Genomic DNA, 26,417 nt, shown 5'->3' with positions numbered 1-26,417 from the left:
GGGCTGTCGATCGGTGATCTGCAATACGGCCGCGGGCGGACCCGGCCTGCAGCGAGATCAAGCCGGGGACCAGAAGGCGCGCAATACCTTCGCGTCTACGTCGGTGACGGTCTCGGACTCGGGGAAAGTCGCCGAACCGACGGTCAACGCCTCGCCCGAACAGTTGCCGCCGGTGGCGAGCGGGCCGGAATCGCCGCACGCCGACAAGATCATCGCGACGGCGAGCGCCGTGGCGGCGACGAGGACGCGGGCGGCGCACAGCGCGACGCGCACAACGGGGCGCCGACGCGCGGCGGCGTCGCGACTGCGGGTGGATTTCACGACAGTCCTTCCGACGTGACGGCGGTGCGCGGTCTCGGCTGCGAGCGGCCGCCGGTACATTCTGGGTGTCCATACTGCCCGCTGACGGGTTTTGCTGGTTGGTGTGTCGATTCGACGGAGAGTTGGTGTCGCCGGATGGTATTGGCCGCGTCACAGCGGGTGCTGGCTCGGTTGCTGGTCGTCGCGTCCGTCGCGCTGGTCGTCTCCTGCGGGAACGACGCGCGGGAACCATCGATCACCGTCGGCGCGGGCGATTCGGTGGAGTCGTCGGTGCTCGCCGAGATCTATGCGGGCGCGCTGGCGCGTACCGGGGCACGCACCGCGGTCGCCGCGCGTCTGGGCAGCCGGGCGGACTACCTCGCCGCGCTGGACGCCGATCGGGTCCAGGTGGTCGCCGAGCACACCGGCGCGTTGCTGACCCATTTCGATGAACACGCGGCGGAGCAGCTGCCGAAAAAGGTGGCGGACGCGGTGAGCGCGGCCCTACCCGAGGGGCTGGTGATCGCCGACTTCGCCGATGGCGCCGATCTGCGTCCGCGGCTACTGCTCACCGCGCAGGCGGCGGCCGGGGACAAGGTGCGTTCGGTGGCGGATCTCGCGCCGCGCTGCGGTGAGCTGACCGTCGGCGTGGCGGTCGCGCCCGGGCTGATGCCCTCGGGCCGAAGCGAGCGCGTCAGCGGATGTGATTTCGCGGCCACCATGGCCTTCCCGGATCCGGCCGCACTGCGAAAGGCTTTGCTGGACGGGCGGATCCAGGCCGGTCTGCTGAGCGGCCCGCCCGAGCTGGCGCCCGGCGCGACCGACGGGCTGGCCGTGCTGTCCGACGACGGCTACGCGGTGCGTGCCGAGAACGTGCTGCCGCTGTTTCGCAAAGGGCTGCTGGACCAGCGCCAGATCAAGAAGCTGAACTATGTCGCGGGTGAACTGACCACGGACGAGCTGGCGGGAATGATCCGGCGCGTCCGGGACGAGGGCGCCGCGCCGGGTGACATCGCGCGCGACTGGTTGGACCAGCACGCCCTGTAGGTGGTCGTGGTCCGCTCCGGTACCCGTTCGGCGCAAGGCCGACCGCAGGAGTGATGTCGGAAATCGAGCGATAGATGTCGCATCCGACACTGCCGCTGCGGGCAACTCGGGCATAGCCTTCTTATCGAGCCCTCTGATGGGTTCGCGAACATCACTACGCAGTCCCCGTATCAGCAAAGGCGCTGGACCTAGGTCGCCGACGATGCCGACCTCGCGGCGGGAGCTGATCGAGAGGCCGTCGAGTGTCACACTCGACGGCCTCTCGTCGTCTATCCGGCAGGTCGTCGGTATCAGGAACTGTGTCACCCATCACCGGTCGCGCACCCTTGCCGTTCAGTTGTTCCGCGCCGTATATTCCATGTGGAATATTTAGCGTGGAGCATGTCGGGAGCCGCCGATACCGTGCGTGGTTCGGGCTCGGTGTAGGCGGCCGACAGTCGAAAATCCGCTACGGAGGTGAACGGGTATGGGGGAAGGGCAGGCGCAATCATCGGTGACGCCGCTGGCCATCGCCGTGCTCGCGCTGCTCGAGGAGCGGCCCATGCATCCCTACGAGATGTTCCAGACGCTGATCGCCCGGCGCGAGGACAAGCTGGTCAAGGTGCGGCCCGGTTCGCTGTACCACACCGTGTCCCGGCTGGCCGACCAGGAATTGGTCCGCGCCGAGGGCGTCGACCGGGCGGGCAACCGCCCCGAACGCACCACCTACCGGATCACCGGGCGCGGCAGGGACGCGCTGCGCAACCGCATCGCCGAGATCGTGCGACGACCCGTTCCGGAGTATCCGATCTTCCCGGTGGCGCTGGGCGAGATGCACAACCTGCCCAAGCCGGAGGCGCTCGCGCTGCTGCGCGAACGGATCGGCGTATTGCGAGCCGAGTTGGCCGACACCGACATGCTGAGCGCGTGGGCCGGCGAGCACGCCGTTCCCCGCCGCTACTGGATCGCCCTGCCCTACCTGCGGGCGATGCTGGCCGCCGAACTCACCTGGGTCGAGGAGTTCACGGCCGAATTGGACAGCGGCGCACTCGAATGGGAGGACTTCGACCCCGTGACCGGCGCGCCCACCGGCTCCGGCGACGGCCCGCCGCGGGCCGCCGACCCCAGCACGACGCCACCGCCGCCGCGCGGCCACGTGGCGGACCCCGACGCGAGCTTTTCGGATAGTCCGAGTTAGGAACGAAACCCATGTCCACACCACGCAATCCGTGGCCGGCGCTACTCGCGCTGGTCGTCGGCTTCTTCATGATCCTGCTGGACATGACGATCGTCGCGGTCGCCAACCCCGCGATCATGACCAGCCTGCACGCCGACATCGCCCAGGTGATCTGGGTGACCAGCGCCTACCTGCTCACCTACGCGGTGCCGCTGCTGGTCACCGGACGGCTGGGCGACCGGTTCGGCCCCAAGAACATCTACCTGATCGGCTTGGCGGTGTTCACCGCCGCGTCGCTGTGGTGCGGCCTGTCCGGCAGCATCGGCATGCTGATCGCGGCCCGCGCCGCGCAGGGCATCGGCGCCGCGCTGATGACGCCGCAGACCATGGCCGTGATCACCAGGACTTTCCCGCCGGACCGGCGCGGCGCCGCCATGGGTCTGTGGGGTGGCGTCGCGGGGTTGGCGACGCTGGTCGGTCCGATTCTCGGCGGTGTGCTGGTGGACGGCCTCGGCTGGGAGTGGATCTTCATCGTGAACGTCCCGGTCGGCGTGGCCGCTTTCGCGCTGGCGGTCTGGCTGGTGCCCGCGCTGCCGACCCACGAGCACAAGTTCGACATCCCCGGCGTGCTGCTCAGCGGCGTCGGCATGTTCCTGCTGGTGTTCGGCATCCAGGAGGGCAACAGCTACGACTGGTCGTTGCGGATCTGGCTGCTGATCGGCGCGGGCCTGGTGGTGCTCGCCGTGTTCTTGGTCAATCAGGCCAGGAACAAGGGTGAGCCGCTGCTGCCGCTGAGCCTGTTCCGGGACCGCAACTTCGCGCTGTCGAACGCCGCGATCGCCGCGATGGGTGCGGCGGTGACCTCCCTGATGGTGCCGACGTACTTCTACCTGCAGGCCGTGCGGGAGATGTCGCCCACCGAGTCCGCGCTGGTGTTCGCGCCCATGGCGGTCGTGACCGGCTTCGCGGCCCCGCTGATCGGCAAGTTCGCCGATCGGTTGCACCCCAGGACCGTCCCCACCGTCGGCTTCGGCCTGTTCGCGCTGTCGGTGTTCTGGTTCTCGGTGCTGATGGACCCGCACTCGTCGCTGGCCTGGTTCCTGGTGGCCGCCGCGCTGGCCGGCTTCGCCAACGCCTGCATCTGGGCTCCGCTGGCGGCCACCGCGACCCACAATCTGCCGGTCCAGCAGGCCGGCGCAGGCGCCGGTGTCTACAACACCACCCGCCAGGTGGGCTCGGTGCTCGGCAGTGCGGCGATCAGCGCGTTGGTGGCGGCCAGGATGACGGCGAACGGACTGGGCGGCGGCCAGGTCGCCGAGGGCGGCGCGGGCCAAGGCCCGATCCCGGAGGTCGTCGAGGATTCCTTCAGCCACGCGCTGAGCCAGTCCACCCTGCTCCCCGCGGCCATCCTGCTCCTGGGCGTCGTCGCCTCGGCACTGTTCATCCGTCACGGCAAATCCGCTGCCGCGGGCGCACCCGCTCCGGTGGAACCGGTCAAGGCCGATCTGAGCAGCAGCTGAACCCCGTTGATGCCCGTCCGGCGGATGTTTTCCGGGCGGGCATCAGCGTGCCAGCACGCCGAGCCTGGTCCAATCGATTTTGATCTCGATCGGCACATCGATCACGGTCTGTGCATCCGTCGGCTCCAGCTTCCTATGCGGTCGATAATGGCCGAGTACATGGTCGAGTACGTAGACCTCGATCGAATCGACGCGATTATCCGACACCCAGGCAATCCAGTACCACGGGATCCCGGCCAGCGCATATTCTGCGAGCTTGTCGGCCGTGTCCACCCGCTCGGTGCCCGGTGAGACGACTTCGATCACCAGTTTGACCATGGAAGCGGGTAACGGACGAAGGTCGGGCGGAGCGCATTCGAACAGTGCGATGTCCGGTCGGCGAATAGTCACCCTCGGCAGCTCCCACAGCAGCACATCGAAATCCATGTCGACGTCCAAGGAGCCGTCACGGTATCGACCGACGTGAGATTCGGCAGCGGTCTCGACGAAGTCGGCCAACCTGCGAGCGGACTTCTGCTGCGGCCTCGAAGGCGACTCCGCCCGAACAGCTTCGCCGTTCACCACCTCCACTAAGCGGCAGAAATCCTCGGGAAGCTTTTTCCAGATCTCCAACGTGATCGGCGCCGGCTGCAGATTCTCTTCTCGCGCCCAATCCAAGATTTCGGACATGGCCCCCTCCTCGAACGGCGGACGACTACCGGACCCGCTCGATCCTATCCGGTCGATACGGGTTCACTGCCTGCTGATACGCGACCCCACCGGAATAGGGATCAGCCGACGCTGACGGTGACCGAGGGGTGGCCGGTGGCGCCGTCGGGGATCACGTCGCGGCGTTCGGCGGTTTGGGTTTCGCCGGTCGCGTCGGTGGCGCGGGCGCGGATGGTGTGCGGGCCGGTGGCGGCGTCCCAGTCGAAGACCCACTGGCGCCAAGTGTCGATGGACAGTTCTTCGGAGAGGCGGGCCTGCTGCCAGGGGCCGTTGTCGATCTGGACTTCCACTGCGCGAATGCCGCGATGCTGCGCCCAGGCGACACCAGCAATGGCGATGCGGCCGGGTTGGAGGCGGCCGCGGGCGCGGGGAGTGTCGATGCGGGTGCCGGTCTTGATCGGACCGAGCGCCGACCAGCCGCGGCGAGTCCAGTACGCGGTGGCGCGGTCGAAGCGGGTGATTTCCAGTTCGGTCACCCATTTGGTGGCCGAGACGTAGCCGTAGAGACCTGGGACGACCAGCCGGGCCGGGTAACCGTGCCGCACCGGAAGGGGTTCGCCGTTCATGCCGATCGCGAGCAGGGCGTCGCGTCCGTCGGTGAGCACCGCCAGGGGAGTGCCCGCGGTCCAGCCGTCGGCGCTGCGCGAGAGCACCATGTCCGCGTCGGGGTGCGGTCCCGCTTCGGCGAGCAGTTGATCCACGCGGTAGCCGAGCCAGCGCGCGTTGCCGATCAGGTCGCCGCCTACCGGATTCGACACACAGGCCAGCGTGACCAGGTATTCCTCGGCCGGACGATTCGCCAGATCCGCCCAGCTGAGCCGGATTTCGCGGTCGACCATGCCGTGGATGCGCAGCGACCAGCCGTCCTTGGACACCTGCGGCACGATCAGCGCGGTATCGATCCGGTAGAAGTCGTCGTTCGGGGTGAGGTACGGCGTCAGACCGGGGACGCGAAGATCCACGCCGGGCGGGAGCGGCTCGCCGGGGGCGGACGGTTCCGGCAATCGCACCGCGGCTCGCTCACCGGACACATCGCTGCGCCGGGCGCCGAGCAGTCGTCCGCCGACGCCGGTGACCAGGGCCGATCCGCCTACCACCAGTAACCCCTGCAGGATCTGCCTGCGCTCAGGGGTCGAGGATCCGCGCTCGGAGGTGTCCTCGTCCGCCGAAGACGACCGCGCGGGGCTCGAAGTACCCTCCGCCGGTGCGGCTTCGGCGGCCGGAGCCGGTCCGCTCGCCGCGTCGATGCGCCGGGTCAGTGCCCGCAACGCAGAGATCCCTACGGCGACGCCGATGACAGTCGCCACCGCGGCGGACAGCCCGGAACGCGACACCGCCGCCCATGCCGTGATCACCCCGAACACCACGAACAACCACGACCCGGCGGCGCGGCCGGTCCGTTCGATCGCTCCGGCCGCTGCGGCGACCAGCACGGCCATCACGCCCATGATCAGGTACAGCACGGCCTTGTCGTTCGTGCCGAAGGTGGTGATGGCCCACTCCCGCAACCCGTCGGGCGTGTGGTCGACCACGGCCGAGCCGAGGACGTGCAGCGGCGCGCTGCCGGGGGCGAGTAAGGCCGCGAGCAGTTCGGCCACGCCCAGTGTCAGACCCGCCGAGACGATCCCGGCCACCACGCGCAGTCGCAGATCGGCCATGGCACCGAGACTACTGCCGGTCGGCCGCCGTGGCCTTCGACCGATCGACGGTGACCACGTCGTCTCCGGTTCGGACGTCCTCGACGGGTTGCGGTCAGCGCGGACGAGGACAGTTGGATACGCGAAAGGCGCTGTCCGCGAACAATTCGCGAACAGCGCCTCGCAGCGATCAGCTCAATTGTAGATGCTCGCCACGTCGTCGGCGTGCTGCTTCATCACGACCGCGCGCTTGAGCGACATCTTGGGGGTGAGTTCGCCGGTCTCCTGGGTCCAGTCGATGGTCAGCAGACGGATCTTCTTGATCTGCTCGGCGTGCGAGACCTTCTTGTTGGTCTCGGCCACCGCCGCGTCCACCTCGGCGATCAGGTCCGGGTTCTCGATCAGCTTTTCGATCGGGGTGTCGGCAGGCAGGTCGTGGCGGTCCTTCCAGCCGGGCAGCGCCTCCGGGTCCAGCGTGATCAGCGCGCCGATGAACGGCTGGCCGTCGCCGACCACCATCACCTGGCTGATCAGCGGGTGCGCCCGCAGCGAGTCCTCGAGCAGCGCGGGGGAGACGTTCTTGCCACCGGCGGTGACGATGATCTCCTTCTTGCGGCCGGTGATGGTGATGAAGCCGTCGCCGTCGATGGCGCCGAGGTCACCGGTCTTGAACCAGCCGTCCTCGAACGCGTCCTCGGTGGCCTCCGCGTTGCCCCAGTAACCGCTGAACACGACCGAGCCGCGCAGCAGCAGCTCGCCGTCCTCGGCGATCTTGGCGGCGTGGCCCTCGATCGGGCGGCCGACCGAGCCGACCCGGATCTGCTCCGGGGTGTTGACCGAGACGGCCGCGGTGGTCTCGGTGAGACCGTAGCCCTCGTAGATGGTCACGCCGACGCCGCGGAAGAAGTGGCCCAGCCGCGCGCCGAGCGGACCGCCGCCGGAGACGGCCGCCTCGCACTGGCCGCCGAGCGCCGCCCGCAGCTTGCTGTAGACCAGCTTGTCGAACAGCGCGTGCTTGAGCTTCAGACCGATGCCCGGCCCGCCGTTGTCGAGCGCCTCGCTCCACGCGATCGCGGTATCGGCGGCGGCGTCGAAGATCTTGCCCTTGCCGCCGTCGTGCGCCTTCTGCTTGGCGCTGTTGAACACCTTCTCGAACACCCGGGGCACCGAGAGGATGAAGTGCGGGCGGTAGCTGCCGAACTGCTCGACCAGGGTGGTCCAGTCGGCGGTGTGCGCGACGATCACCTTCGCGTCGAACGCGGCGAGCGCGACGGCGCGGGCGAACACGTGCGCCAGCGGCAGGAACATGAGGGTCTTCTTGCCCTCGGTGACGTACTTGTGCAGCGCGATCCGGTCGGACTTGGACTCCGCGTACAGGTTCGCGTGGGTCAGCATGACGCCCTTCGGGCGACCGGTGGTGCCCGAGGTGTAGATCAGGGTGGCCGGCGACTGCGCGCCGACCTGGGCGCGGCGGTCGTGCACGACCTGGTCGTCCAAGTCGGCGCCACGGCTGGTCAGATCGTCCAGCGCGCCCTTGTCGATCTGCAAGGTTTCCCGCAGGTCCGGCAGCGAACCTGCTTCGATCTCGTCGATCACCTTGCGGTGCTTGTCGCTGTCGAGGATCAACAGCTTGGTGGCCGAGTCCTGCAGGATCCACTTGGCCTGCTCGGCGGCCGAGCTGTCGTAGATCGCGACGGTGCAGCCACCGGCGGCCCAGATGGCGAAATCGAGGACGGCCCACTCGTAGCGCGTGGGGGCCATGATGGCGACGCGATCGCCGAGTTCGAGGCCGGCGGCGATCAAGCCTTTCGCCACGCCGGTTACCGTCTTCGCGAACTCCGCGGCCGTGACGTCCTGCCAGCCGCCACTGCCGTTCGGCACGTTGAACAGCACCGTGTTCGGCGCTTGTTCGGCGTGGCGGAAGACGTTGTCGGAATTGTTCGCGTCATCCGGAATGGTGTAGGAAGCCGGGACTTCGAACTCTCGCATCAGTGCCCTTCCACGTGGGTTTACTCGCCAGTAATCTACGACACCTGCGCCGGGGCCGTGAGGTCGACCACCGAAATCGCCTCCGTACATCACCGCAGGGTAGGGACCCGCTCGGATCTCATCCTAGTTCGCGCAGGTCCGACGGTTGAATCGCTTCGCGCAGGAACTCCGCGAGTTCGCGCAGCGCGGCCGCCGCGGGCGCGGCCAGCGCTGCCTGCAACTGTGCGACGTGCCACAAGCCCTTGCTCTCGGCGAAGCGGACGTGCACGCCCGCCGCGCGCAGCGCCGCGACCAGCGCGACGCACTGGCGGTGCAGCAGTTCGCTGACGTCCACCTGCACATAGGTGGGCGGCAGTCCGCGCAGTTCACCGGTCAGCGGGGCGTAGGACGGATCGGCCGGGTCCCCGTCGCCCAGGTAGGCAGCCGCGCAGGCGCGTGACCACGGCTTGTTGATCACCAGGTCGCGTTCCCGGTCCGGGATCTCGTTGGGATCGGCCCACGGTGCGATCAGCCCGAGCGCCGCCGGGGTCTGCCCGTGCCGGGCGATCAGGCGTTGCGCGAGCGCGAGGGACAGACCGCCCCCTGCGGAATCACCCGATACGGCGATCCGGCCGGGGGACAATCCTTCGCTCGCCACCAGTTCGAGGAAGGCGGCCTCGGCGTCGTCCAGTGCCGCGGGCAACGGGTGTTCCGGTGCGAGGCGATAGTCCAGCACGTAAACCGGGTAACCGGTGTCTCGCGCCAGCCGGGCCGCCAGTGAGCGGTGCGTCGCCAGGGAGCCGACCGCGTAGCCGCCCCCGTGGAGGTAGAGGACGGCGCCGTCGTCGGCGGTGTCCGCGAAGTCGATCTTCTCGGCCGGTCGGCCGCCCAGCCGCAACGTCCGCACGACCGCGCCCGCGGGCAGCAGCTGCGCCCGCGAACTCACGTCGAGCAGCCTGCGCTGCAAGGCGAACGGCAACCGCTTGTTCAGCGTCACCCGGAAGATCGGATTCAGTACCGCCCGCGCGAGGGGCAGCGGAAGGTTGATATCCCGCATCGTCGTCTCTCGAATTCCGGGATCAGGGCAGGAAGCGGCGTTCGACGTTGGCCGCGATCCGCTGGTAGCCCGACGCGGTCACCCGCACGAACAGATCCAGCAGCTTGGCCTCCCAGCCGATCAGCACGCGGCCGTGCCCCTTGCGCACGCCCTCGGTGATGGTCTGCGCTGCCATCTCCGGAGTGTGGATGGCCAGCTTCTTGTCGAACATCGAGGCGGCCGACTTGCTGTCGATGCCCTCGGCGTAGGTGGCGTTGCGGGCGACCGCGGTCTTGATGCCGCCGGGATGCACGCAGGTGACCTTGACCGGATGCCGCGCGACCAGCATCTCCTGGCGCAGCGACTCGGTGAAGCCGCGCACCGCGAACTTGGCCGCGTTGTAGGCGCTCTGACCCGGGATCGCGATCAGACCGAACAGGCTGGAGACGTTGACGATGTGGCCGTCACCGGACTCGATCACCATCGGCAGGAACGCCTTGGTGCCGTTGACGACACCCCAGAAATCGACGTCCATCACGCGCTCGAAGTCCTTGTACTCCGAGCGGATGACCTCGCCGTGGTGGGCGATGCCCGCGTTGTTGTACACCTGGTGCACGGTGCCGAAGTGCGCTTTCACCGCGTCGGCGTAGAGGATCACCGCTTCGCGTTCCACCACGTTCACGCGGTCGGACTTCACCTGCGCGCCGAGCTGCTCGCAGCGGCGCGTGGTCTCGGCCAGGCCCTCGACGTCGATATCGGACAGCGCCAGCTTGGCGCCGCGCCGGGCCAGGTTCACCGCCAGCGCACGGCCGATCCCGGAGCCCGCTCCGGTGATCACACAGACCTTGTTCTTGAAGTAAGCGTCACTGCTCACGATGCCACTGCTTTCACATCGGTTCGGGAAATGGAGATGTCGTACGCCGCCACGTCGAATGTTCGGGTGAGCCTACGGAATTCGAAGGTCCAGTCCGGCCACAGCGTGGTGTTGTTGCCGTGCTTGTCCAGGTACCAGCTCGAGCACCCGCCGGTCAGCCAGACGCTGCCGGCGAGCTTCGCCTGCAGCTCCTTGTTGTAGGCATCCTGCACGTCGCGGCGCACTTCCACGGTACGCAGGTCCAGACGGTCGATCGTGGCCAGCGCGTCGGCGATGTAATTGATCTGCGATTCGATCATGTACACCATCGAGGTGTGCCCGAGGCCCACGTTCGGCCCCAGCAGGAAGAACATATTGGGGAAGTTGGCGATCGAGGAGCCCTTGTAACCCTGCTGGCCGATCTCGTCGAACACTTCCGACAGGGTGCGGCCGTCGCGGCCCGCGATGGTGTCGTAGACCGGCGAGTCGGTGACGTGGAAGCCGGTCGCCACGATCAGCGCGTCGATCTCGCGCTCGGTGCCGTCCTCGGTGACGATCGAGTTCGCGCGCACCTCGGCGATGCCGTCGGTGACCACGTCGACGTTGGGGCGCGACAGCGCCGGGTAGTAGTCGTTGGAGATCAGCATGCGCTTGCAGCCGATCCGGAAGTTCGGCGTCACCTTGGCGCGCAACCGCGGATCACGAATCTCGTAGCGCAGTTTCGCCTTCGCGATCGCCTCGAACAGCTGCATCAGGGCCGGAACCTTGGCCAGGCCGACCACCTGGGTCTCACGCGCGGCGTAGATGGCCGCGCGGGACAGTCGTTGCAGACCGGGCACGTGCTTGAAGGCGAGTCGCTCGGCCTTCGTGTACGGGCGGTCCAGGCGCGGCAGCAGCCACGGCGCGGTGCGCTGGTAGACGTCCAGGTGGCCGACCTTCGGGGCGATGGCGGGCACGATCTGGATGGCCGAGGCCCCGGTGCCGATGATGGCGACCCGCTTGCCGGTGAGGTCGGCCTCGTGGTTCCAGCGGGCGGAGTGGAAGATCTCGCCTTCGAACTCGCCGATGCCCTTGATGTCCGGCAGCGCGGGCTCGCACAGCGCGCCGACCGCCGAGACCACCGTGTCGGCGGTGAAGCTGCCCTTGCTCGACTCGATCTCCCACAGCGCGGTCTCGTTGTTCCAGCGGGCGCTGGTCACGTCGCAGTCGAAGATGTGCTTGTCGCGCACGTCGTAGCGCTTCGACACGTCCTGGATGTACTGCTGGATCTCGCCCTGCCGGGAGAACGACCGCGACCAGTCCGGGTTCAGCGCGAACGAGTACGAGTACAGGTGCGAGGGAACGTCGCAGGCCGCGCCGGGGTAGGTGTTGTCGCGCCAGGTGCCGCCGACGTCGCTGCCGCGCTCGAGCACGAGGAAATCGTTGCGACCCTGCTGGGTCAGCCGGATGGCCAGACCCAGACCCGCGAACCCGCTGCCGATGATGATCGTCCTGGCGTGGCGCGTGGGTCGGCCGGCGACAGCTTTGTCTGTAACCTTGCGACTCATGTAATCGAGCCTACGGCCCTATTGAGCGTGAGTCAACAGTGTATTGACTTCCGTTCAGTAGGATGTGGCGGTGACCAGAACTCAGGGAGACGCCCCCAAGCGCACGCGGCTCAGCCCCGACGAGCGCCGCGAGCAGCTGATCACCTTGGGCGCCAAGATGCTCGGCGAGCGCTCCATCGAGGACATCTCCGTCAGCGAGATCGCCACCCAGGCCGGGATCTCCCGCGGCCTGCTGTTCCACTACTTCCCGACCAAGCAGGATTTCCAGCTGGCGATCGTGCGACACGCCAACGCCGAGCTGCTCGAGCGCGTGGCACCGGACCGCACGCTGAGCCTGTTCGAGATGCTGCGCGATTCCATCGATCGCTACATCGAGTACGTCACCGAGAACCGCACCTCGTATCTGGCGCTGCTGCGCGGGCCGACCAGCGTCAGCCCGGAGCTGGCTCCGCTGGTGGACCAGACCCGCGACGCGATCATCGGCCTCATCCTGGCCGAAACGCCCGTTCCGGTCACCGAGTCCGACCATCCCCGGCTGATGCTGGCCATGCGCGGGTGGATTGCGTTCGTCGAAGAATCCACGCTTACTTGGCTGCGCACCGAGCCGGTGCCCCGCGAACAACTCGTCGACCTGCTGGTCGAGTCGTTGATCGCCATAGCCTTCTCCGTGGACCCGGCTCTGGCGTCGGCGCTGCGAGGGTGAAGTGTGTCCTGCGGGGCAGCTGTGGGTGGCGACTCCACCGGCTTCGTCCACTGAAGGCGGCTCTTCGGTCATCCGACCGCACGTAGGCGTCGCATAGTGCAACGCGCCTGTGGCGCTGCCCACACGCCGCCCTCCGTATGCCCCTGTGCTGCCAATACCGTGCTCCTACAGTGCCTTTCGATTTTGTGACGGTGAACGCGGGACATACCGTTGTGTCGTCCATGGTGTGGGACGGTGATGGAGGCCGCCGATGTTGGTCATCAACGAACGAACGACGGCACCGCGATCCGAACAGCGTGTGCTCGGCTGGATGCGGAACTGGACCGGCCAATACGTCATTGTGGGACTGGCGATCTCGGGCTGTTACCTACCCGACCGCGAGCGCAAGGGCGAGGCGCGGGAAGCCGATCTGGTGGTGATCACGCCGCGAGCCGCAGTGGTGATCGAAGTGCGGGACACCGTGCCGGAGGCGACGGCCGGCGTCCTCTCCGTGCAGGCCAACGGCCGCTGGCGGCTGTCCGGCTTCGCGGGCGACCCGATCCAGGTGCACGATCACGACGGCAGCCCGTTCGACCAGTTGTCCGACAATGTCGTCAATCTGCAAGCGCTGGTCCGCAAACACCACGCCGAAGCCTCCGTCGACGGCCTGATCGTCGTGGTGCCGCCCGAGGAATCGGCCCTCACATTGCACATCGAGTCGCGTCGGCGCGGTTGCGCGGTGGTGCTCGGAGCGAGCGCCGTCGACCTTCGTGCCTGGTTCCACCGCACCGCCAGCCGCAAGCTCGTCTGGACCGCCGAACGCACCCACGCCCTGCTCGCCGATTTGAACCTGGGCGATCAAGTGACCATCGACGATCTGGTGGCGGACGGATTCCCGCCGGAGCGGAAGTTGCGTGCCGGGACACTGGCGGCGCTGGAGAGTGTGACGCGAAAAGTTCCTGAGCTCGAGGACAGGACGTCCGCTGAGGATTCCGACACTGACGACGTGTCGACCGGTTCGGACGCACCAGTGCCGAATGCCGTGCCCGAGCCGCCGAACGTAGCGCGACGCACCGCATCCGACTCCACACGAACCCCCGAAAGCGGTGACGAGGCCGCCCCGCAGTTCCCGGAGGCAGATCAGCCGACTGCGGTGCTTTCGGCCATGCCTACGCCGAAGCGGACCGACGCCTCGGAACCTGGTATCGAAGAGCGCGAGGGCTCGGCATCCGTGCAGTCGACGCCGTCCGGCGCCGGAAGCGCACCGCGAGCTGACCGGTTACCGACGACGGCTGCGCGGCCGCTCGCCGCGCCAGACGGCAGCCAGGACGTGCCAGCGTTCGAGTCGGCGGCCCCGCAGGCACCCATTGCCGGGTCCGAGCAGACGCAACCTGCCGAGGCGGATCCTTTCGCGCCGGAATTCCTCGCGCCGGAGCCCATATCGGAACCCGCGTCATCGGCGGACACGACAGCTCGCTCATCTGCCCGCGAAGAAGAGCGCCCGTCGGCAGCATCGGGCGCAGATGCGCGGCCGCTGGAGCCCGGCGTGCCAGAGAACGACCATCCGGAGCCTCCTCGCTTCGAAGGCCGACTCGCGGCGAGGTCCGCATCGGAAGACCTCGCCGAGCCGTACTCCTACGCGACAGAACGCTTCGCTACCGGATACGTGGCGTCGATACGGCCCGTCGCAGCCGAGTCCACCACGCCGGAACGAACTGAACCCGAACTCCCGCCCGCCGATGAAGAATTCGATCCGGCTGCGCGATCGGCATCCGCACCGTCGTCGTTCACGGACAGTTGGTCGTCGTGGATCGAGCCCGCCCCCGACCGGCCGCTGCGCCCACGCCCGGCGCAGGCACCTCAGCAGGCCCAGCCGACAGCGTGGTCCACACCCACCCCCGACCCGGAACCACTGCGCCGACCCGTGCCGACCGCTGTGCTCGAGCGTCCACGAATCGCGGTTCGCGAGCAGATAACCGCACTGTCCGCACGCATCCCTGGCCGCACCGCCGAGAAATCGAAGCCAGGCGGCCACCGCTCACAACAGATCGCGGCGGTCGCACTGATCGTGCTCGTCATCGGCATGCTCTGGATACTGGCAGCCTCCTGCTCCACTCCCACGGGCGGTGCCGTGCAACCGTCGCAGGCCCCGGTGCCCACCACCGAGGCAGATGCCCCACCGCCGGCTGTCACACAAACCCCGGGCCGAATGAATCTGCTGCCGTTGTGCACTCCGCTCACGCCCAAGTGCTGACAACGCAGTCAGGTGGTTAACGCTGCGGCATACGACATCGTCAACTTCGGGGAGCGGTGCCTTCCGAACAGGCCGACAACGCGGTCTCGGCAGTGGGGGAACGAACATCGGCCGGGTGGAAATGGAAGTCGTCGACCGCTCCAGCTATCGCGAACGGCAGCAGCCGAGCTTACGGCCTCTTACCCTGTCCAGCTTCGGATGGCCGCTCAGATCGGAAAGCGCATCTCGAACGGCGCGGTCGGCCAGGTCACGGGCTATGGCAGTTTCGGCCACGTTCGATTTGGGTCGGACTCAGCGATCCCGCAGAATCGGAGCGCGGGCTGCACCTGATCGACGTCTTCCGACGGCAGGCTCGGCGACTCGCAACGGGCACGCGTCCGGCGCAGCCAAGATGACTTGATACCGGGGGAAACGATGACCAGATTGCTGCTATTGACCGCTGAAGAAGCGGCCTTGGTCCTCGACGGCTACATCGCAGACCCGACGTACCGGCCGCTGCCGGTCTCGATCTATCAGTCTTCGGTCGGCCATCTAGAGCGATACGACATCGGGGATGACACCGAACCGCCGATCCGGGGCGCATCCGGCCCTCTCGCTCCGCCTGCACGCCCGCGACAAGCCGAGCAGGTGCGCGAAGACGACACGCCCCTGACCTTCCCGAGGATGGTGCCTGCTCAGTACTGGACCGCTCATGCGGGTGCTGTTGTCGTGCTTCTCGTCAGATCGACCGATGGGGTGAACGTCGTCGGTCTGGCGGCGGTCAGCGGTGGACCCCGTAATCGGAAGAGTCATGGCATCCGTGATGTACAGGTCGGTCCATGGCGGGTTATTCGCCCATTCCCCCTGACCCACTTGATGGAGGGGCTCGACTCCGCGCAACGAACGCGTCTGGAACGGATGTTGAACAAGCCGATCAGGGATCTACCTCCGGCTATGGATGAGATCGTCCGTCGAAACCTGCGGCGACTGTATCCGGGTTTCGAAGCCGCTGTGCGCGAACTCCAACCAACCATGCGATCGGCGATCGACCGGAGCCCGGCGGCTGTCCACGGCCGGGATCGAGTCGCTACAGCTCTGCGGATGTTCGGATACAAGTACTGGAAGGACGTGGTTCCGGAGCCGACCGATCAAGTGGGGGAGCTTCGCTCGGAGTATGCGGATGCGCTGGTCGATTCGGTGGTCGCCAACGAGGATGACTACATCACCGACGACGCAGCGGTGTTTCCCAGCTGGCAGCGGTCCGATCGGCCGAATCGGGGCTGGTGGGTGTTCCGAAGCAGATCCCGACGGCTTCTGGTCAAGAACATCAACGTGAGCACAGCCGAAGGCAGGACCGGTGCGGATCTGGTGTATGTGCGCCGGAACCCGGATGCCGTTGTCCTGGTTCAGTACAAGTTGCTGGAGAAATCGAAAAAACCGGCCCGGCTGCTCTACCGGCCGAACGACGGCCGGTTGGACTCGCAGGTCAGTCGTCTGCTCGATCTGGAAAAGCCGCAAGAAGGCGCAGCGGAGCGGTCGGTTGACGACTATCGGATCGGTCCGGGCTTCACGTTCGTGAAGTTCGTCGCACCCTACCCGCCCAATCGATCAGAAGACGACGGGTTGTCGGACGGATTCTACTTCCCGGCGGCAATTCTGAAGAAGATGCTCGAGAAGCCCGACACCGGCCCTTCGGGAGGAACCGTCTTCTATCCTGACGCTCGCAGGTACATCGATCCAACCACCTTTGTGAAACTAGTGCAGGACAACTGGATCGGCACTACGGCGAAGGCAACGGACGTCGTGTTCACAGCGCTCGGCTTGCGCATGCCGGAGGAGCGAACACCGTTCACCATCGCCGTTGATGAACTCAGCGACCCGTGGTGATCAGCCGTCGGAAATGGCGGCGTATAACTGACTCGCGGATCATGTCGAAGCAGGTGGGCGCCGACTGTGCCCGTGGTCGAATAGCCGTGGTGCGACCTCGGGCGACGCGATGTGCCAGCGGTGAGTTAATTCGTCTTGGTATTCTTCAAGTGACGGCCGATATATCCGATATAGATCTTCCCATCTTTCGCCCAGTGGTCCAGGTAGTACATTCTAGGACTGACCATCCCTATCTGGCCGAGGCGGAAATGGGCTTGCATTTCGATCCATCCATTCGAGGCCACGTTCTCGGGTACGCGGAAGCGCCGCTGGTGGCCCCACTGCTGCATAGTTGTCGAGGATTCTCCGGCGGCATGCTTCTTGGCCGAAAGAGTTTGATATCCATCCGGAGTGCGAGAGAGATAGTCGTGAACGCTACCCGACCATGCACCGTCGTTTCTGGCACGTATATAGTCACGCAGTGCCAGTACAGCTTTCCATCCGATTCGTGCCGAGGCGCCGAGCTGGTCGCATGGCTCCAGTTCGAGGCATGACTTCGGATCGCCGGTAAAAACTACACCTTCACCTTCCATCTTGCTGATCATATCTACCAGATCGATATAGGAGTCAGGATAGGCGGTTATCTCGGATGTGGGAGTGAGAGAGCTTGCTATATCGAATGCCTGAACGGCTCTCAGTTCTTTCCGCAGCCAGCGAGATTCATCAGAGAGCCGCTGGCGTTCTTCGAACTCCACACCATATTCGAGCTGCCAGTAATCAACCTTCTCACGCAGCTCGGCGATCTGGTCTTCGAGTGAGTCGAGTTGTTCCTGCTTCTGTTCGAGAAGTTGATTTGTTCGGTGTAACGCGGCTGGATCGGTAACGGGGCTGACTCGTGCCCTGATCGATTCGAGAGTCGCACGATCAATCGCCTCGACTTCGAACACATCCATTACAAGACGCAGCAATTCCTGTGCATCGTTTTCGGATTGATGGGTGACCCGGTCGACCGGTGTGACCGACTTCGGCACGGCGGGCTCGGCCGGACGTGTTACCTCCGAAGTCGTGGGAATCTCAGTGACCCAGGGCGACTCCACTGTCGGCGCCAAACCCTCGATCACATACTTGTTCTCTACTCGGTCCAGCGTTCGAAGATATTTGAGTACTTCCGGTGGCAGTTTTCGAGTGATCGAATGACTGCGAGCGATCCGGCCGAGCAGCTGGTTGAGCGCTGAATCGGAAAGATTGACGAGTTTACCAATGGTTAGGAATCGATGCCTGAGATGATCATCGGGAGTGGCCGGATCCGCACCCGGAAGAAAGTTCCGGATGGTCCAAGGCGATACGGCATGCTGGTCGCCCATCGCGGCCCGGAATTCCGTAGTCGCGAGCGGATCGAGTACGGCGACTTCAGCCAGCCCGACGACCTGCCGGGTCCATTCACCCATTTGGGTGTAGAACTGATCGAATGGCAATTCGCCATCGGTACCGGCGATGAAAATGAGACCGTGCCGCTCAGGGTCGGTCACCCGAGCGGCCAGATCCTCGACCCCATGGACGCTGACACGTTGCGGTTTGGGGGTCAGGTGCAACGACTCCTGGGTTTGGATCGGCAGCACATCTACCAGACCCGGAGCGACTCTGGGTACGGCCACCCAGCTATTGCGGCTATTGCTGACCTGTAGCAGAAACCAGCCGGCGCCCCCGGCCTTCGGTGCACCGGCCGCGAAATCGGTCGTCCAAATTCCAGTGCTGGGATGATCCTCCGTCAACCGGAACCGCAGCAGGTCGATGTTCCCGACGGAGTGATGCACGACGGCCAATGAGCGTCCGTCGTCCTCTCGGAACCCGGGGACGGTCAGATCAACCGCCCACTTCCTTTTGCCCGCCAGCCAGGTCTCGAATTCCCGGGTGATTATCTTCAGCGAAGACCTGTCGGCATCGAAATGAGCGAACGACCGGTAGGGGTCTTCGGAATATGAGGGCTTCCTCGTGGCGGCCCTCCGCGCCAGATCTTGCGGACTCGGACCCATGGTCAACCCTCTCGCTGCCCGTCCCGACCCGTATCCATCGGATGGGAACGGACAACCATGCCGTCGGTATCGACTCGCCGCGAGTTATGCATTGCGCTCCTTGCCGAGTGCGGAGAAGTGCCTGGCCGCCAGCGGCTCAGAATCGCTGATCTTCGGGGAAGTGGCCGGTTTCAGCGTTTTCCGCATGCGGATGTGCTGTAGGTGGTTCTGCGGTAGCTGACCCAGTCGCTGCCGGAGTTCTTCGGCTGAACCACGATCAGTCCTGATCGGACAGCAGACCGAGCTGCCTTTTGACCCGGTTCGAGGCCTCGCGGACAGGGCCGCGCTGGGTGGCGACCTTGCCGTCTTCCGACAGGATGCTGTTCTGCCAGAGCGTCGCGCTGCGTCGCCAGTCGATCTCGGTCGCCAGGCGCTTGTACTGGTTCAGTCGCCAGTCGAGATCGGGGCTCTTGCGGATTTCGTAGGCGACGCGTCCGATGATGACCAGCCCGGTCGCGGTCATGTTCACGTACTTCTGCCGGAAGTCGGCAACCCGGTTGGCCGGGCCGCCGCTGGTGGGCAGCGCGCAAATCTCCTGCCAAGGGTCCATGTGATCGGACATGGTCTCGACGAGCGTGACCGCGTCGGTGACGAGTTCGTCGCGGGCGGCCTTGTCGCCGATCAGCTGGGCGCTCTGCCTGGCCACCGAATCCTCCGCGAGCGCGTAGTCGGCGAACAGCAGTTCCTTGACGAACTGGCGGACCTGGTTGAGCAGGAACACCGACTGCGATGCTTTGGGCAGGGTCTTGGAAGTGGCATCGACGCGGCCGCGGAAGAATCGGGTCCGGTCGACCAGATCGGCGAGAACGCCATTGACGGGTTCTCGGGTGTTGTACACGGCGAGAAGACTGGCCGGGATCTGCTTCGTCTGGGCGGCATCCGCGAAGTCCTGATGGATGCGCTTGAGGTCGTCTTCGACGACGATCAACACCGCGAGGCAGTCGTTCTCGAAACCGGCTTCCAGATCGACCAGCCCCGGGATGGCGGAGCGGCCGGTGCCGTGGCCTTTGATCGCGGTAATGCGGTGCTGTCCATCGGTGACGTAGAAGCGGACGTCGTCGCCGATCACCATGAAGCCGAGGCGGTTTTTGAAATTGCCGCGGGGGACGTGCAAGGCGGGCAGTTGGCGAGCGTTCAGGGTGACCGGAGGGAGGATGTAGTCCTCGGGATTCTCGCGGACGTAGCTGTTGATGTTCTTCACGTGGTCGGTCATCAGCGGCCGGTTCGTCGTATTGGTGGGGTCGCCACCCTTCTCGACCGACTCGGACACGACCTGCCGGGCGAGGAAAGCGTAGGGGAACGATGTCGAGATCATGGTCCGCCGTCCCTGGCGGAAGACGGTGCAGGGAAATACGCGGGCACCGACCGCTGCCGCATCGCCGGAGGCTGCCGCGAGAGCCTTGTCCAGACCGTCGTGCTCCTGGAGACCGATGTGGTTGTCAGACATAGCCAAATCTCCTGTCTATCAGATTAATTCGTGCAGAAGGATAGTGCGCTGAGCATTTGGAGGGGCGCGATTGCGCTACCTCGGAACTCGACGCGTGCGGGCCCTCGATGGCGCTGGAGCAGGCCTTACGAGAGGCCGTCGAAGCTCCCGGTAGCCAAGTTCCCCAGTGGTTGTGCGAATGGCGAACGAAGTCACCGGCCCGCGCGATGACGCGCCCTGCCGAGTTGTTGCAGCGGGCTTCCTGCGGTCAGCGCCAGGTCGGCGATACTGCTGACACCCGCGAGTGCGGCGAGCCGGATGGCGATGTCGGCGGTGGCCGCCGCGTCGGCGCCCGCGTCATGGTGGTTGCTCAGGACCACGCCTAAAGCGGCCGCGACATGGGGCAGCCGGTATTTCTCCAGGAACAGTTGTCGTTTCGACCAGATGTAGGTGCATCCGTACGCCCAGTCCGGCAGGTCGGCACCGCTGAAGGAGCAAGCCCGGGCGAGGTTGTCCATGTCGAAGGCGGCGTTGTGGGCGACCACCGGCAAGTCGCCTACGACCGACAAGACTTCGGGCAGTCGTTGCGCGAAGCCGGGCTGACCATCGACGACGGCGGGAGTGATCCTGTGCACTCGCATGTTGTACGGCGCGAATTCGCCGATCGCGGATGGAGGCCTGCACAACCAGGTGTGGGTGCCGATTCGGACGCCGCCGCGCACGATGGCGACGCCTATCGCGCAGATGCTGCCGCGTTTGGGATTGGCCGTCTCCACGTCGAACGCGGCGAAGGAGAGATCGGATGCCATCGGTTTCCTCCAGGGAGTGAACGGGCGGATAGTCCGCCGAAGAGAAAGAGGTCCGCGCAAGGCTCGAATGCTCGGCAGGACGGAGCGTGGCCGACCGATCGAAACGAACAGTGCTGGTCGAGAGTTGGTGCGGCTCAGTCCGATTGGTGGATCGGTGCGGGACCGCCAGTGGATCGAAACGAACCGTATCTGAGACTGAAAACATTGTCAATCACAGATCCTCTGATTGACTTTGACGGTAGTATTCGGGAGGCTGGACCCGAGAGGAGGACCATGTCGGAAACCACCCCGTTGGTCACCGCCGCGGAGATTTCCCGGCTGGCCGGCGTCACCCGTGCGACCGTCAGCAACTGGCGCCGCAGGCACCAGGACTTCCCCGGTACGGCCGGCGGTAGCGAATCGCGTCCGCTTTTCGATTGGAATGAGGTGCGGCAATGGTTGCGTGAGCATGGCGTGGATGCGGCGGAGTCGCCGGTTCAACGCTTGCGCACGTTCCTGCGCACTCACCTGGAGCCTGCCGTCATTCCTGAGCTGTTGGACCGCTTGGTTTGCTCTCCGCCCGACAGCCCGTTCCTGGAGTTGTCCGAAGAAGCTGTGCGGGAGGCGCTACGGGTGGGGCATTTGAGACCTGACGCCCAGAAAGCCGCCCGTGTGATACGTGCGGAACTACCGGCGATGCTGCGGGCGGCCGAGGCCGAGGTAGGGATAACGGGAACCCTGGAGATACTGGCCGAGCGCGGTCTCGACGGCACACCGACCACGGGTGTCTACCCAACCGAGCGGCCTGTCGCAGCGCTGATGGCCGACCTCGCCGCCGCCGGGTCGCCACCGGAAACGGTGCTCGACCCTGCCTGCGGCAGCGGAACCCTGCTCGTGGAGGCTGTACGAGTCGGCGCGCGCACCTTGCGCGGCCAGGACGTGCTCGCGGTCCAGGCCAAACGCGCCGGCGCACTGCTGCGATCGCGAGGCGCCGGTCTCGACATCGACATCAGCACGGGTGACAGCCTGCTGGCTGACGCGTTCCCCGGCCTCGCCGCCGACGCGGCGCTCGTCAATCCGCCCTATCAGCAGCGGGATTGGGGCGCCGACGAGCTCGCCCTCGATTCCCGGTGGCAGTATTCGGTGCCGCCGCGCGGTGAATCCGAGCTGGCCTGGGTGCAGCATGCACTAGCCCACCTACGGCCGGGTGGTGTCGCCGTTGTGCTGCTTCCGCCCGCGGTCGCCGCCCGCGGTTCCGGGCGGAAGATCCGGTCCGAACTGGTGCGCGCCGGTGCCGTCCGGGCGATGGTGGGCCTACCTGCCGGTGTCTCCGCGCCACGTCAGGTGGGGCTGCACCTGTGGGTGCTCCGCCGTCCCGAGTCCGGTGGGCCGATCGCCGATCGACTGCTGTTCATCGACACCACCGCGATGATGAATGCCGGTAGCGGGTGGGACTCGCTGGCCCGCACCGTGCTGGATTCCTGGCGGGCTTTCGACCAAGGCGATTGCGCCTCCGCCGCGGTACCCGACGTGGCGGCCGCCGTGCGAACGATGGATGTGCTGGACGACGAGGTCGACCTGACACCCGCGCGCCACGTGCGAGCGGCTCTGGACCCGGCGGGTGTTTCCGGAGCGGCGAACGATGCGATCCGCGTGCTGGCCGACGAGCTGACCATGCTCACCACGGCTGCGGCTACGGTCAGTGCATGGTCTTCTTCTTCCGAAAAGCCTTGGCGCACAGTGACCGTCGGAGACTTGATGCGTGGCGGCGCATTGCGGACTATCGTCGCGGCACGCGGACCGGAGGATATGGAGAGCGATGTCAGCGACGAGTCGCGTCCGGTGCTCACCGGCCGTGATCTGGTGACAGGCGCGCCGCCTTCGGGCCGGACCGCATCGGGGTCTTCGGATGACCAACCCGTGATCGCTGCGGGGGACGTGCTCGTCTCCCGTTTCCGAGGTGATCATCGCACCACCCAGGGCGCCCGCGTCGCGGACGGCGCGGACGTCGGCGCGGTCGCGGGCACGGGTGTGGTGGTGTTCCGTCCGGACCCGACCAGACTGGACCCCTGGTTCCTGGCCGGATTCGTCGGCAGCGCCGAGAACTCCGCCGCCATGGTTGGCACCACGACGATCCGCCTCGAGCCCGCCCGGCTGCGCATACCGATGATGAAGCTCGCCGACCAGCAGCGCTATGGTCAGGCATTTCGCCGCTTGGACCAGCTGCGGTCGGCCGCTCGTCGCGCTGCCGCCGCCGCACAGCACACCGCCGACCTGATCAGCACCGGCCTTACCGTGGGCGCGCTCGCGCCCCAGCACACGAATATCGACGCGGAAACGAAGGATTCGGAAGGTAGGAAGTGAGTACGAGGAAGCACACCGAACTCGCCAACCATGCTTGGTCGGTCGCCGACCTGCTGCGCGGGGACTACAAGCAGTCCGATTACGGCAAGGTGATCCTGCCGTTCACGGTGCTGCGCAGGCTGGAGTGCGTGCTCGAGCCGACGCGAGACGCGGTGCTGGCGAAGCTGGAACAGATCAAGGACCGCGACCTGGACGTGGACCCGTTCCTGCGTAAAGCCTCGGGCACCGTCTTCTACAACGTCTCCGACCTGACCTTGAAGAAGATCCTCGCCGACCCCGGTTACGTGGCGAAGAACTTGCTCAACTACGTGGGCTCCTTCTCTGAGAATGCCCGCGAGGTGATGGAGAAATACGAATTCGCCCAGCAGGTGAAGCGCCTCGACGGAGCCGGGCTGCTGTACCAGGTGATCGGCAAATTCGCCGACCTCGACCTGCATCCTGAAGTGGTCTCCAACCACAACATGGGCTACGTCTTCGAGGAACTGATCCGGCGCTTCGCGGAGCAGTCCAATGAGACTGCTGGTGAGCACTTCACTCCCCGTGAGGTGATCGAGCTGATGGTGAACCTGCTCGTCGCCCCCGATCCGGAACTCGTCGGGAAACCCGGCGTCACCCGCAAGGTGCTCGACCCCGCCTGCGGAACCGGCGGCATGCTCAGCTCCGCCGAAGAACACATCAAGGCGATGAACCCCCAGGCGCGGGTGGAGACCTACGGTCAGGAACTCAACCCCGAATCCTGGGCGATCTGCCGCTCCGATCTGATGATCAAAGGGCAGAATCCTGACCACATCGTCTTCGGCAACTCCTTCAGCGACGACGGCCACAAGGACCTGCGCGCCGACTACCTGCTCGCCAACCCGCCCTTCGGCGTCGAGTGGAAGAAGGTGAAGGCCGATGTCGAATGGGAGCACCAGACCCTCGGCGACGCAGGCCGATTCGGAGCCGGCCTGCCTCGAATCAATGACGGCTCCCTGCTCTTCCTGCAACACATGCTCTCCAAGATGAAGCCGGTCGACCTCGGTGGAGGCGGAGGCAGCCGCGTCGCCATCGTCTTCAACGGTTCACCGCTGTTCACCGGCGCCGCCGAATCGGGCGAATCCAACATCCGCCGCTGGATCATCGAAAACGACTGGCTCGAAGCAGTGGTCGCCCTCCCGGACCAGTTGTTCTACAACACCGGCATCTCCACGTACTTCTGGATTCTCACCAACCGCAAGTCGCCCGAACATCGGGGCAAGGTGGTGCTGCTCGACGCGCGCGACTACTGGCAGAAGATGCGGAAATCGCTGGGCGACAAGCGCAAGCTGATAACCCCCGAACAGATCACCGAGATCACCCGGCTCTACAGCAACGCCCTCGAGGTCGCCGCCGAACCCGACCATCCGCAGCACGGCAAGGTGAAGATCTTCGCCAACAACGATTTCGGCTACCAGCGCATCACCGTCGAGCGTCCCCTGCGGTTGCGCTTCGAACTCACCGAGGAAGCGCTCGACAAGCTCGCGGGCACCGCCCAGGTCGCCAAGCAGTATTTCGACATCGACGACTTCCGTCGACTGCTACAGCCGCTCCTCGGCTCCACCTGGAAAACCAAAGCCGACGCCGTCACCGCACTGAAGGACGCAGTCGTCGGTGCCGGCGAGCCGTGGCCCGCCGGAGCGCCGTTCGGCAAGGTGCTTCGTGACATCATCGGCGTCCGCGATCCTGAGGGTGAAGTTCAACTCGTCAAGGGGGAACCGGAGCCGGACTCCGACCTTCGGGACTACGAGAACGTTCCCCTCGATGAGGATGTCGAGGACTACCTCGCGCGCGAGGTTCTTCCGCATGTCACGGATGCGTGGATCGACCACAGCAAGACCAAGATCGGGTACGAGATCGCGTTTACGCGACAGTTCTATGTGTATACGCCGCCACGTCCGCTGGCTGAGATTGATGCGGAGCTGGAGGTAGTGGAGGCAGAGATTCAGGAGTTGTTGAGGAAGGTTACCGAGTGAGTTCCCGTATTCCACTCTGGACAGTTCTCCGTAGTCGTGAGGAGTTCGGCGATTCAGAATTGCCACTTCTAACTGTGAAGTCAGAATCGGGCATTGAGCTGCGTGATCTTTCACAAGGCCGCCAGCCCAGTGAGGATCTATCGCGATATAGCATCGTTCGTGCTGGCGACTTGGTTGTCAACCGACTCTGGGCGAGGTTCGGTGCATACGGTACGTCTCGGTTTGACGGCGTCATCTCTCCGGCATACTGGGTCTTGTCGGTTGACGGGCGGAAAATTGACCCGCGTTATCTCCATTTTCTCCTTCGCTCCGAACCATTTAGGCAGGAAATTGGTCGGAGATCTAAGAATATGCCGCCTAATGGGTTTGAGATCCCGTGGGACCAGTTCAAGAAGATCGAAATCCCTTCCCCTCCGCTGGAGGAGCAGCGCCGCATCGCCGATTTCCTCGACGGCGAAACATCGCGCATCGACAGTATCGCTCAGAGGCGGCGGCGGATGTTGAAGCTACTGTCGGAGCGTCAGTCTGCTTTCCGGGATGGTCTAATCAATAGCCTCGCGGATTCGGTGGGGGAATTACCTCTCCGCAGATTCATCACACGCATAGAGCAAGGTGCTAGTCCTCAATGTCATTCGGTGCCTCGCAAAACGAGTTCAGAGTGGGCGGTTTTGAAACTGAGTGCCGTTAAAGCGGGAGTATTCAACGCTGCGGAAAATAAACTCTTGCCGGAGGATGAATCGCCTTCACTCGAGTTTGAGGTGCATGCAGGAGATCTGCTAGTGACCAGGGCCAACACGCCGGATCTTGTAGGCGACGTTGCGGTTGTGCCAGATGAATCCCATCGCTTATTGCTGCCCGACCTCATCTATCGAGTTGGCTTGATGCCTCACATCAGTTCCGAGTACGTCGCGCAAGTCGCGCTGAGTCGGCGAGTTCGCTCGGTGGTCGAGTCCATTGCGAGGGGCTCTTCGCAATCTATGGTCAAACTGAGGGGTGAGGACATCAAGGTATGGCCGATTCCCAAGGCGGATCTCGCACAACAGACCAAAATTGTTGAGATGATCGCAAAGGGTACGGCAGAATCATCCCGTTTACGAATAGTAATTCAACGACAGCTCGAACTCTTCGCAGAACGCCGACAGGCCCTCATCACTGCAGCCGTAACTGGCCAATTCGACGTCACCACCGCCAGCGGGCGGAACACGATCCAGGGGGTATAACAC

The 26,417-nt window shown here is 65.4% G+C and carries 19 protein-coding genes; 9 read left to right on the top strand and 10 right to left on the bottom strand.

What is annotated here, in order from left to right; translation table 11 throughout:
- Positions 1–57: 57 nt before the first annotated feature.
- Positions 58–321 carry a hypothetical protein gene (locus tag HOV91_RS09280; protein WP_174185036.1) on the bottom strand — a complete coding sequence of 88 codons (264 nt, stop codon included), beginning with the start codon at positions 319–321 and terminating at the stop codon, positions 58–60.
- Between the two features lie 135 nt (positions 322–456).
- On the opposite strand from HOV91_RS09280, the gene HOV91_RS09275 reads away from it, so the two are divergent.
- The 3 genes from HOV91_RS09275 (at position 457) to HOV91_RS09265 (ending at position 4,023) form a co-directional block, all read left to right on the top strand.
- Complete coding sequence (locus HOV91_RS09275; protein WP_174185035.1) at positions 457–1,347, top strand: glycine betaine ABC transporter substrate-binding protein; 891 nt, start codon at positions 457–459, stop codon at positions 1,345–1,347.
- A gap of 466 nt (positions 1,348–1,813) precedes the next feature.
- Positions 1,814–2,524, top strand: a complete 711-nt coding sequence (locus HOV91_RS09270) for a PadR family transcriptional regulator (protein WP_174185034.1) — start codon at positions 1,814–1,816, stop codon at positions 2,522–2,524.
- A gap of 11 nt (positions 2,525–2,535) precedes the next feature.
- Positions 2,536–4,023, top strand: a complete 1,488-nt coding sequence (locus HOV91_RS09265) for a DHA2 family efflux MFS transporter permease subunit (RefSeq protein WP_174185033.1) — start codon at positions 2,536–2,538, stop codon at positions 4,021–4,023.
- A gap of 42 nt (positions 4,024–4,065) precedes the next feature.
- Here HOV91_RS09265 and HOV91_RS09260 read toward each other — a convergent pair whose 3' ends face one another.
- From HOV91_RS09260 to HOV91_RS09235, 6 genes are all read right to left on the bottom strand, one after another.
- Positions 4,066–4,692: a Uma2 family endonuclease gene (locus tag HOV91_RS09260; RefSeq protein ID WP_174185032.1), complete on the bottom strand. Its 627-nt coding sequence runs from the start codon at positions 4,690–4,692 to the stop codon at positions 4,066–4,068.
- 101 nt (positions 4,693–4,793) lie between these two features.
- Positions 4,794–6,389: a molybdopterin-dependent oxidoreductase gene (locus HOV91_RS09255; protein ID WP_174185031.1), complete on the bottom strand. Its 1,596-nt coding sequence runs from the start codon at positions 6,387–6,389 to the stop codon at positions 4,794–4,796.
- A gap of 174 nt (positions 6,390–6,563) precedes the next feature.
- Positions 6,564–8,357, bottom strand: coding sequence for an AMP-dependent synthetase/ligase (locus tag HOV91_RS09250; RefSeq protein WP_174185030.1), 1,794 nt, complete (start codon positions 8,355–8,357; stop codon positions 6,564–6,566).
- Positions 8,358–8,475: 118 nt separating this feature from the next.
- Positions 8,476–9,393, bottom strand: a complete 918-nt coding sequence (locus HOV91_RS09245; RefSeq protein WP_174185029.1) for an alpha/beta hydrolase — start codon at positions 9,391–9,393, stop codon at positions 8,476–8,478.
- A 22-nt stretch (positions 9,394–9,415) separates the two neighbouring features.
- The gene (locus HOV91_RS09240) at positions 9,416–10,246 is read right to left on the bottom strand and encodes an SDR family NAD(P)-dependent oxidoreductase (RefSeq protein ID WP_174185028.1); all 831 of its coding nucleotides are present in this window, start codon (positions 10,244–10,246) and stop codon (positions 9,416–9,418) included.
- Positions 10,243–11,772, bottom strand: coding sequence for a flavin-containing monooxygenase (locus tag HOV91_RS09235; protein ID WP_174185027.1), 1,530 nt, complete (start codon positions 11,770–11,772; stop codon positions 10,243–10,245). Before HOV91_RS09235 ends, HOV91_RS09240 begins: the two co-directional genes overlap by 4 nt.
- A 70-nt stretch (positions 11,773–11,842) precedes the next feature.
- Between HOV91_RS09235 and HOV91_RS09230 the strand changes: the two genes are divergently transcribed.
- From HOV91_RS09230 to HOV91_RS09220, 3 genes are all read left to right on the top strand, one after another.
- On the top strand, positions 11,843–12,475 hold the full coding sequence (locus HOV91_RS09230; protein ID WP_174185026.1) for a TetR/AcrR family transcriptional regulator: 633 nt from the start codon (positions 11,843–11,845) through the stop codon (positions 12,473–12,475).
- A 250-nt stretch (positions 12,476–12,725) separates the two neighbouring features.
- Positions 12,726–14,708 carry an NERD domain-containing protein gene (locus HOV91_RS09225; RefSeq protein WP_174185025.1) on the top strand — a complete coding sequence of 661 codons (1,983 nt, stop codon included), beginning with the start codon at positions 12,726–12,728 and terminating at the stop codon, positions 14,706–14,708.
- Between the two features lie 414 nt (positions 14,709–15,122).
- On the top strand, positions 15,123–16,574 hold the full coding sequence (locus HOV91_RS09220; protein ID WP_174185024.1) for a hypothetical protein: 1,452 nt from the start codon (positions 15,123–15,125) through the stop codon (positions 16,572–16,574).
- Positions 16,575–16,699: 125 nt separating this feature from the next.
- On the opposite strand, the gene HOV91_RS09215 is transcribed toward HOV91_RS09220, so the two are convergent.
- The 3 genes from HOV91_RS09215 to HOV91_RS09205 all read right to left on the bottom strand — a co-directional run bounded on the left by HOV91_RS09215 (position 16,700) and on the right by HOV91_RS09205 (position 20,860).
- Positions 16,700–18,586: a cell division protein ZapB gene (locus HOV91_RS09215; protein ID WP_174185023.1), complete on the bottom strand. Its 1,887-nt coding sequence runs from the start codon at positions 18,584–18,586 to the stop codon at positions 16,700–16,702.
- 256 nt (positions 18,587–18,842) lie between these two features.
- Positions 18,843–20,072 (bottom strand): DNA sulfur modification protein DndB, encoded by a 1,230-nt coding sequence (locus HOV91_RS09210; protein ID WP_174185022.1) that lies wholly within the window; start codon positions 20,070–20,072, stop codon positions 18,843–18,845.
- 191 nt (positions 20,073–20,263) lie between these two features.
- Positions 20,264–20,860: an exonuclease domain-containing protein gene (locus tag HOV91_RS09205; protein WP_174185021.1), complete on the bottom strand. Its 597-nt coding sequence runs from the start codon at positions 20,858–20,860 to the stop codon at positions 20,264–20,266.
- Positions 20,861–21,133: 273 nt separating this feature from the next.
- Between HOV91_RS09205 and HOV91_RS09200 the strand changes: the two genes are divergently transcribed.
- The 3 genes from HOV91_RS09200 to HOV91_RS09190 are packed head-to-tail and all read left to right on the top strand — an operon-like array spanning position 21,134 to position 26,414.
- Positions 21,134–23,203, top strand: a complete 2,070-nt coding sequence (locus HOV91_RS09200; protein ID WP_174185020.1) for an N-6 DNA methylase — start codon at positions 21,134–21,136, stop codon at positions 23,201–23,203.
- Positions 23,200–25,194 carry a type I restriction-modification system subunit M gene (locus tag HOV91_RS09195; RefSeq protein WP_174185019.1) on the top strand — a complete coding sequence of 665 codons (1,995 nt, stop codon included), beginning with the start codon at positions 23,200–23,202 and terminating at the stop codon, positions 25,192–25,194. Before HOV91_RS09200 ends, HOV91_RS09195 begins: the two co-directional genes overlap by 4 nt.
- Entirely contained in the window at positions 25,191–26,414 is a 1,224-nt protein-coding gene (locus HOV91_RS09190; protein WP_174185018.1) for a restriction endonuclease subunit S, read from the top strand. The genes HOV91_RS09195 and HOV91_RS09190 overlap by 4 nt, the downstream gene beginning before the upstream one ends.
- Positions 26,415–26,417: the final 3 nt, after the last annotated feature.

The organism is Nocardia barduliensis (assembly GCF_013315795.1).
Taxonomy (GTDB): Bacteria; Actinomycetota; Actinomycetes; order Mycobacteriales; family Mycobacteriaceae; genus Nocardia; species Nocardia barduliensis.
This window is presented reverse-complemented; position numbering and strand designations above follow the sequence as displayed.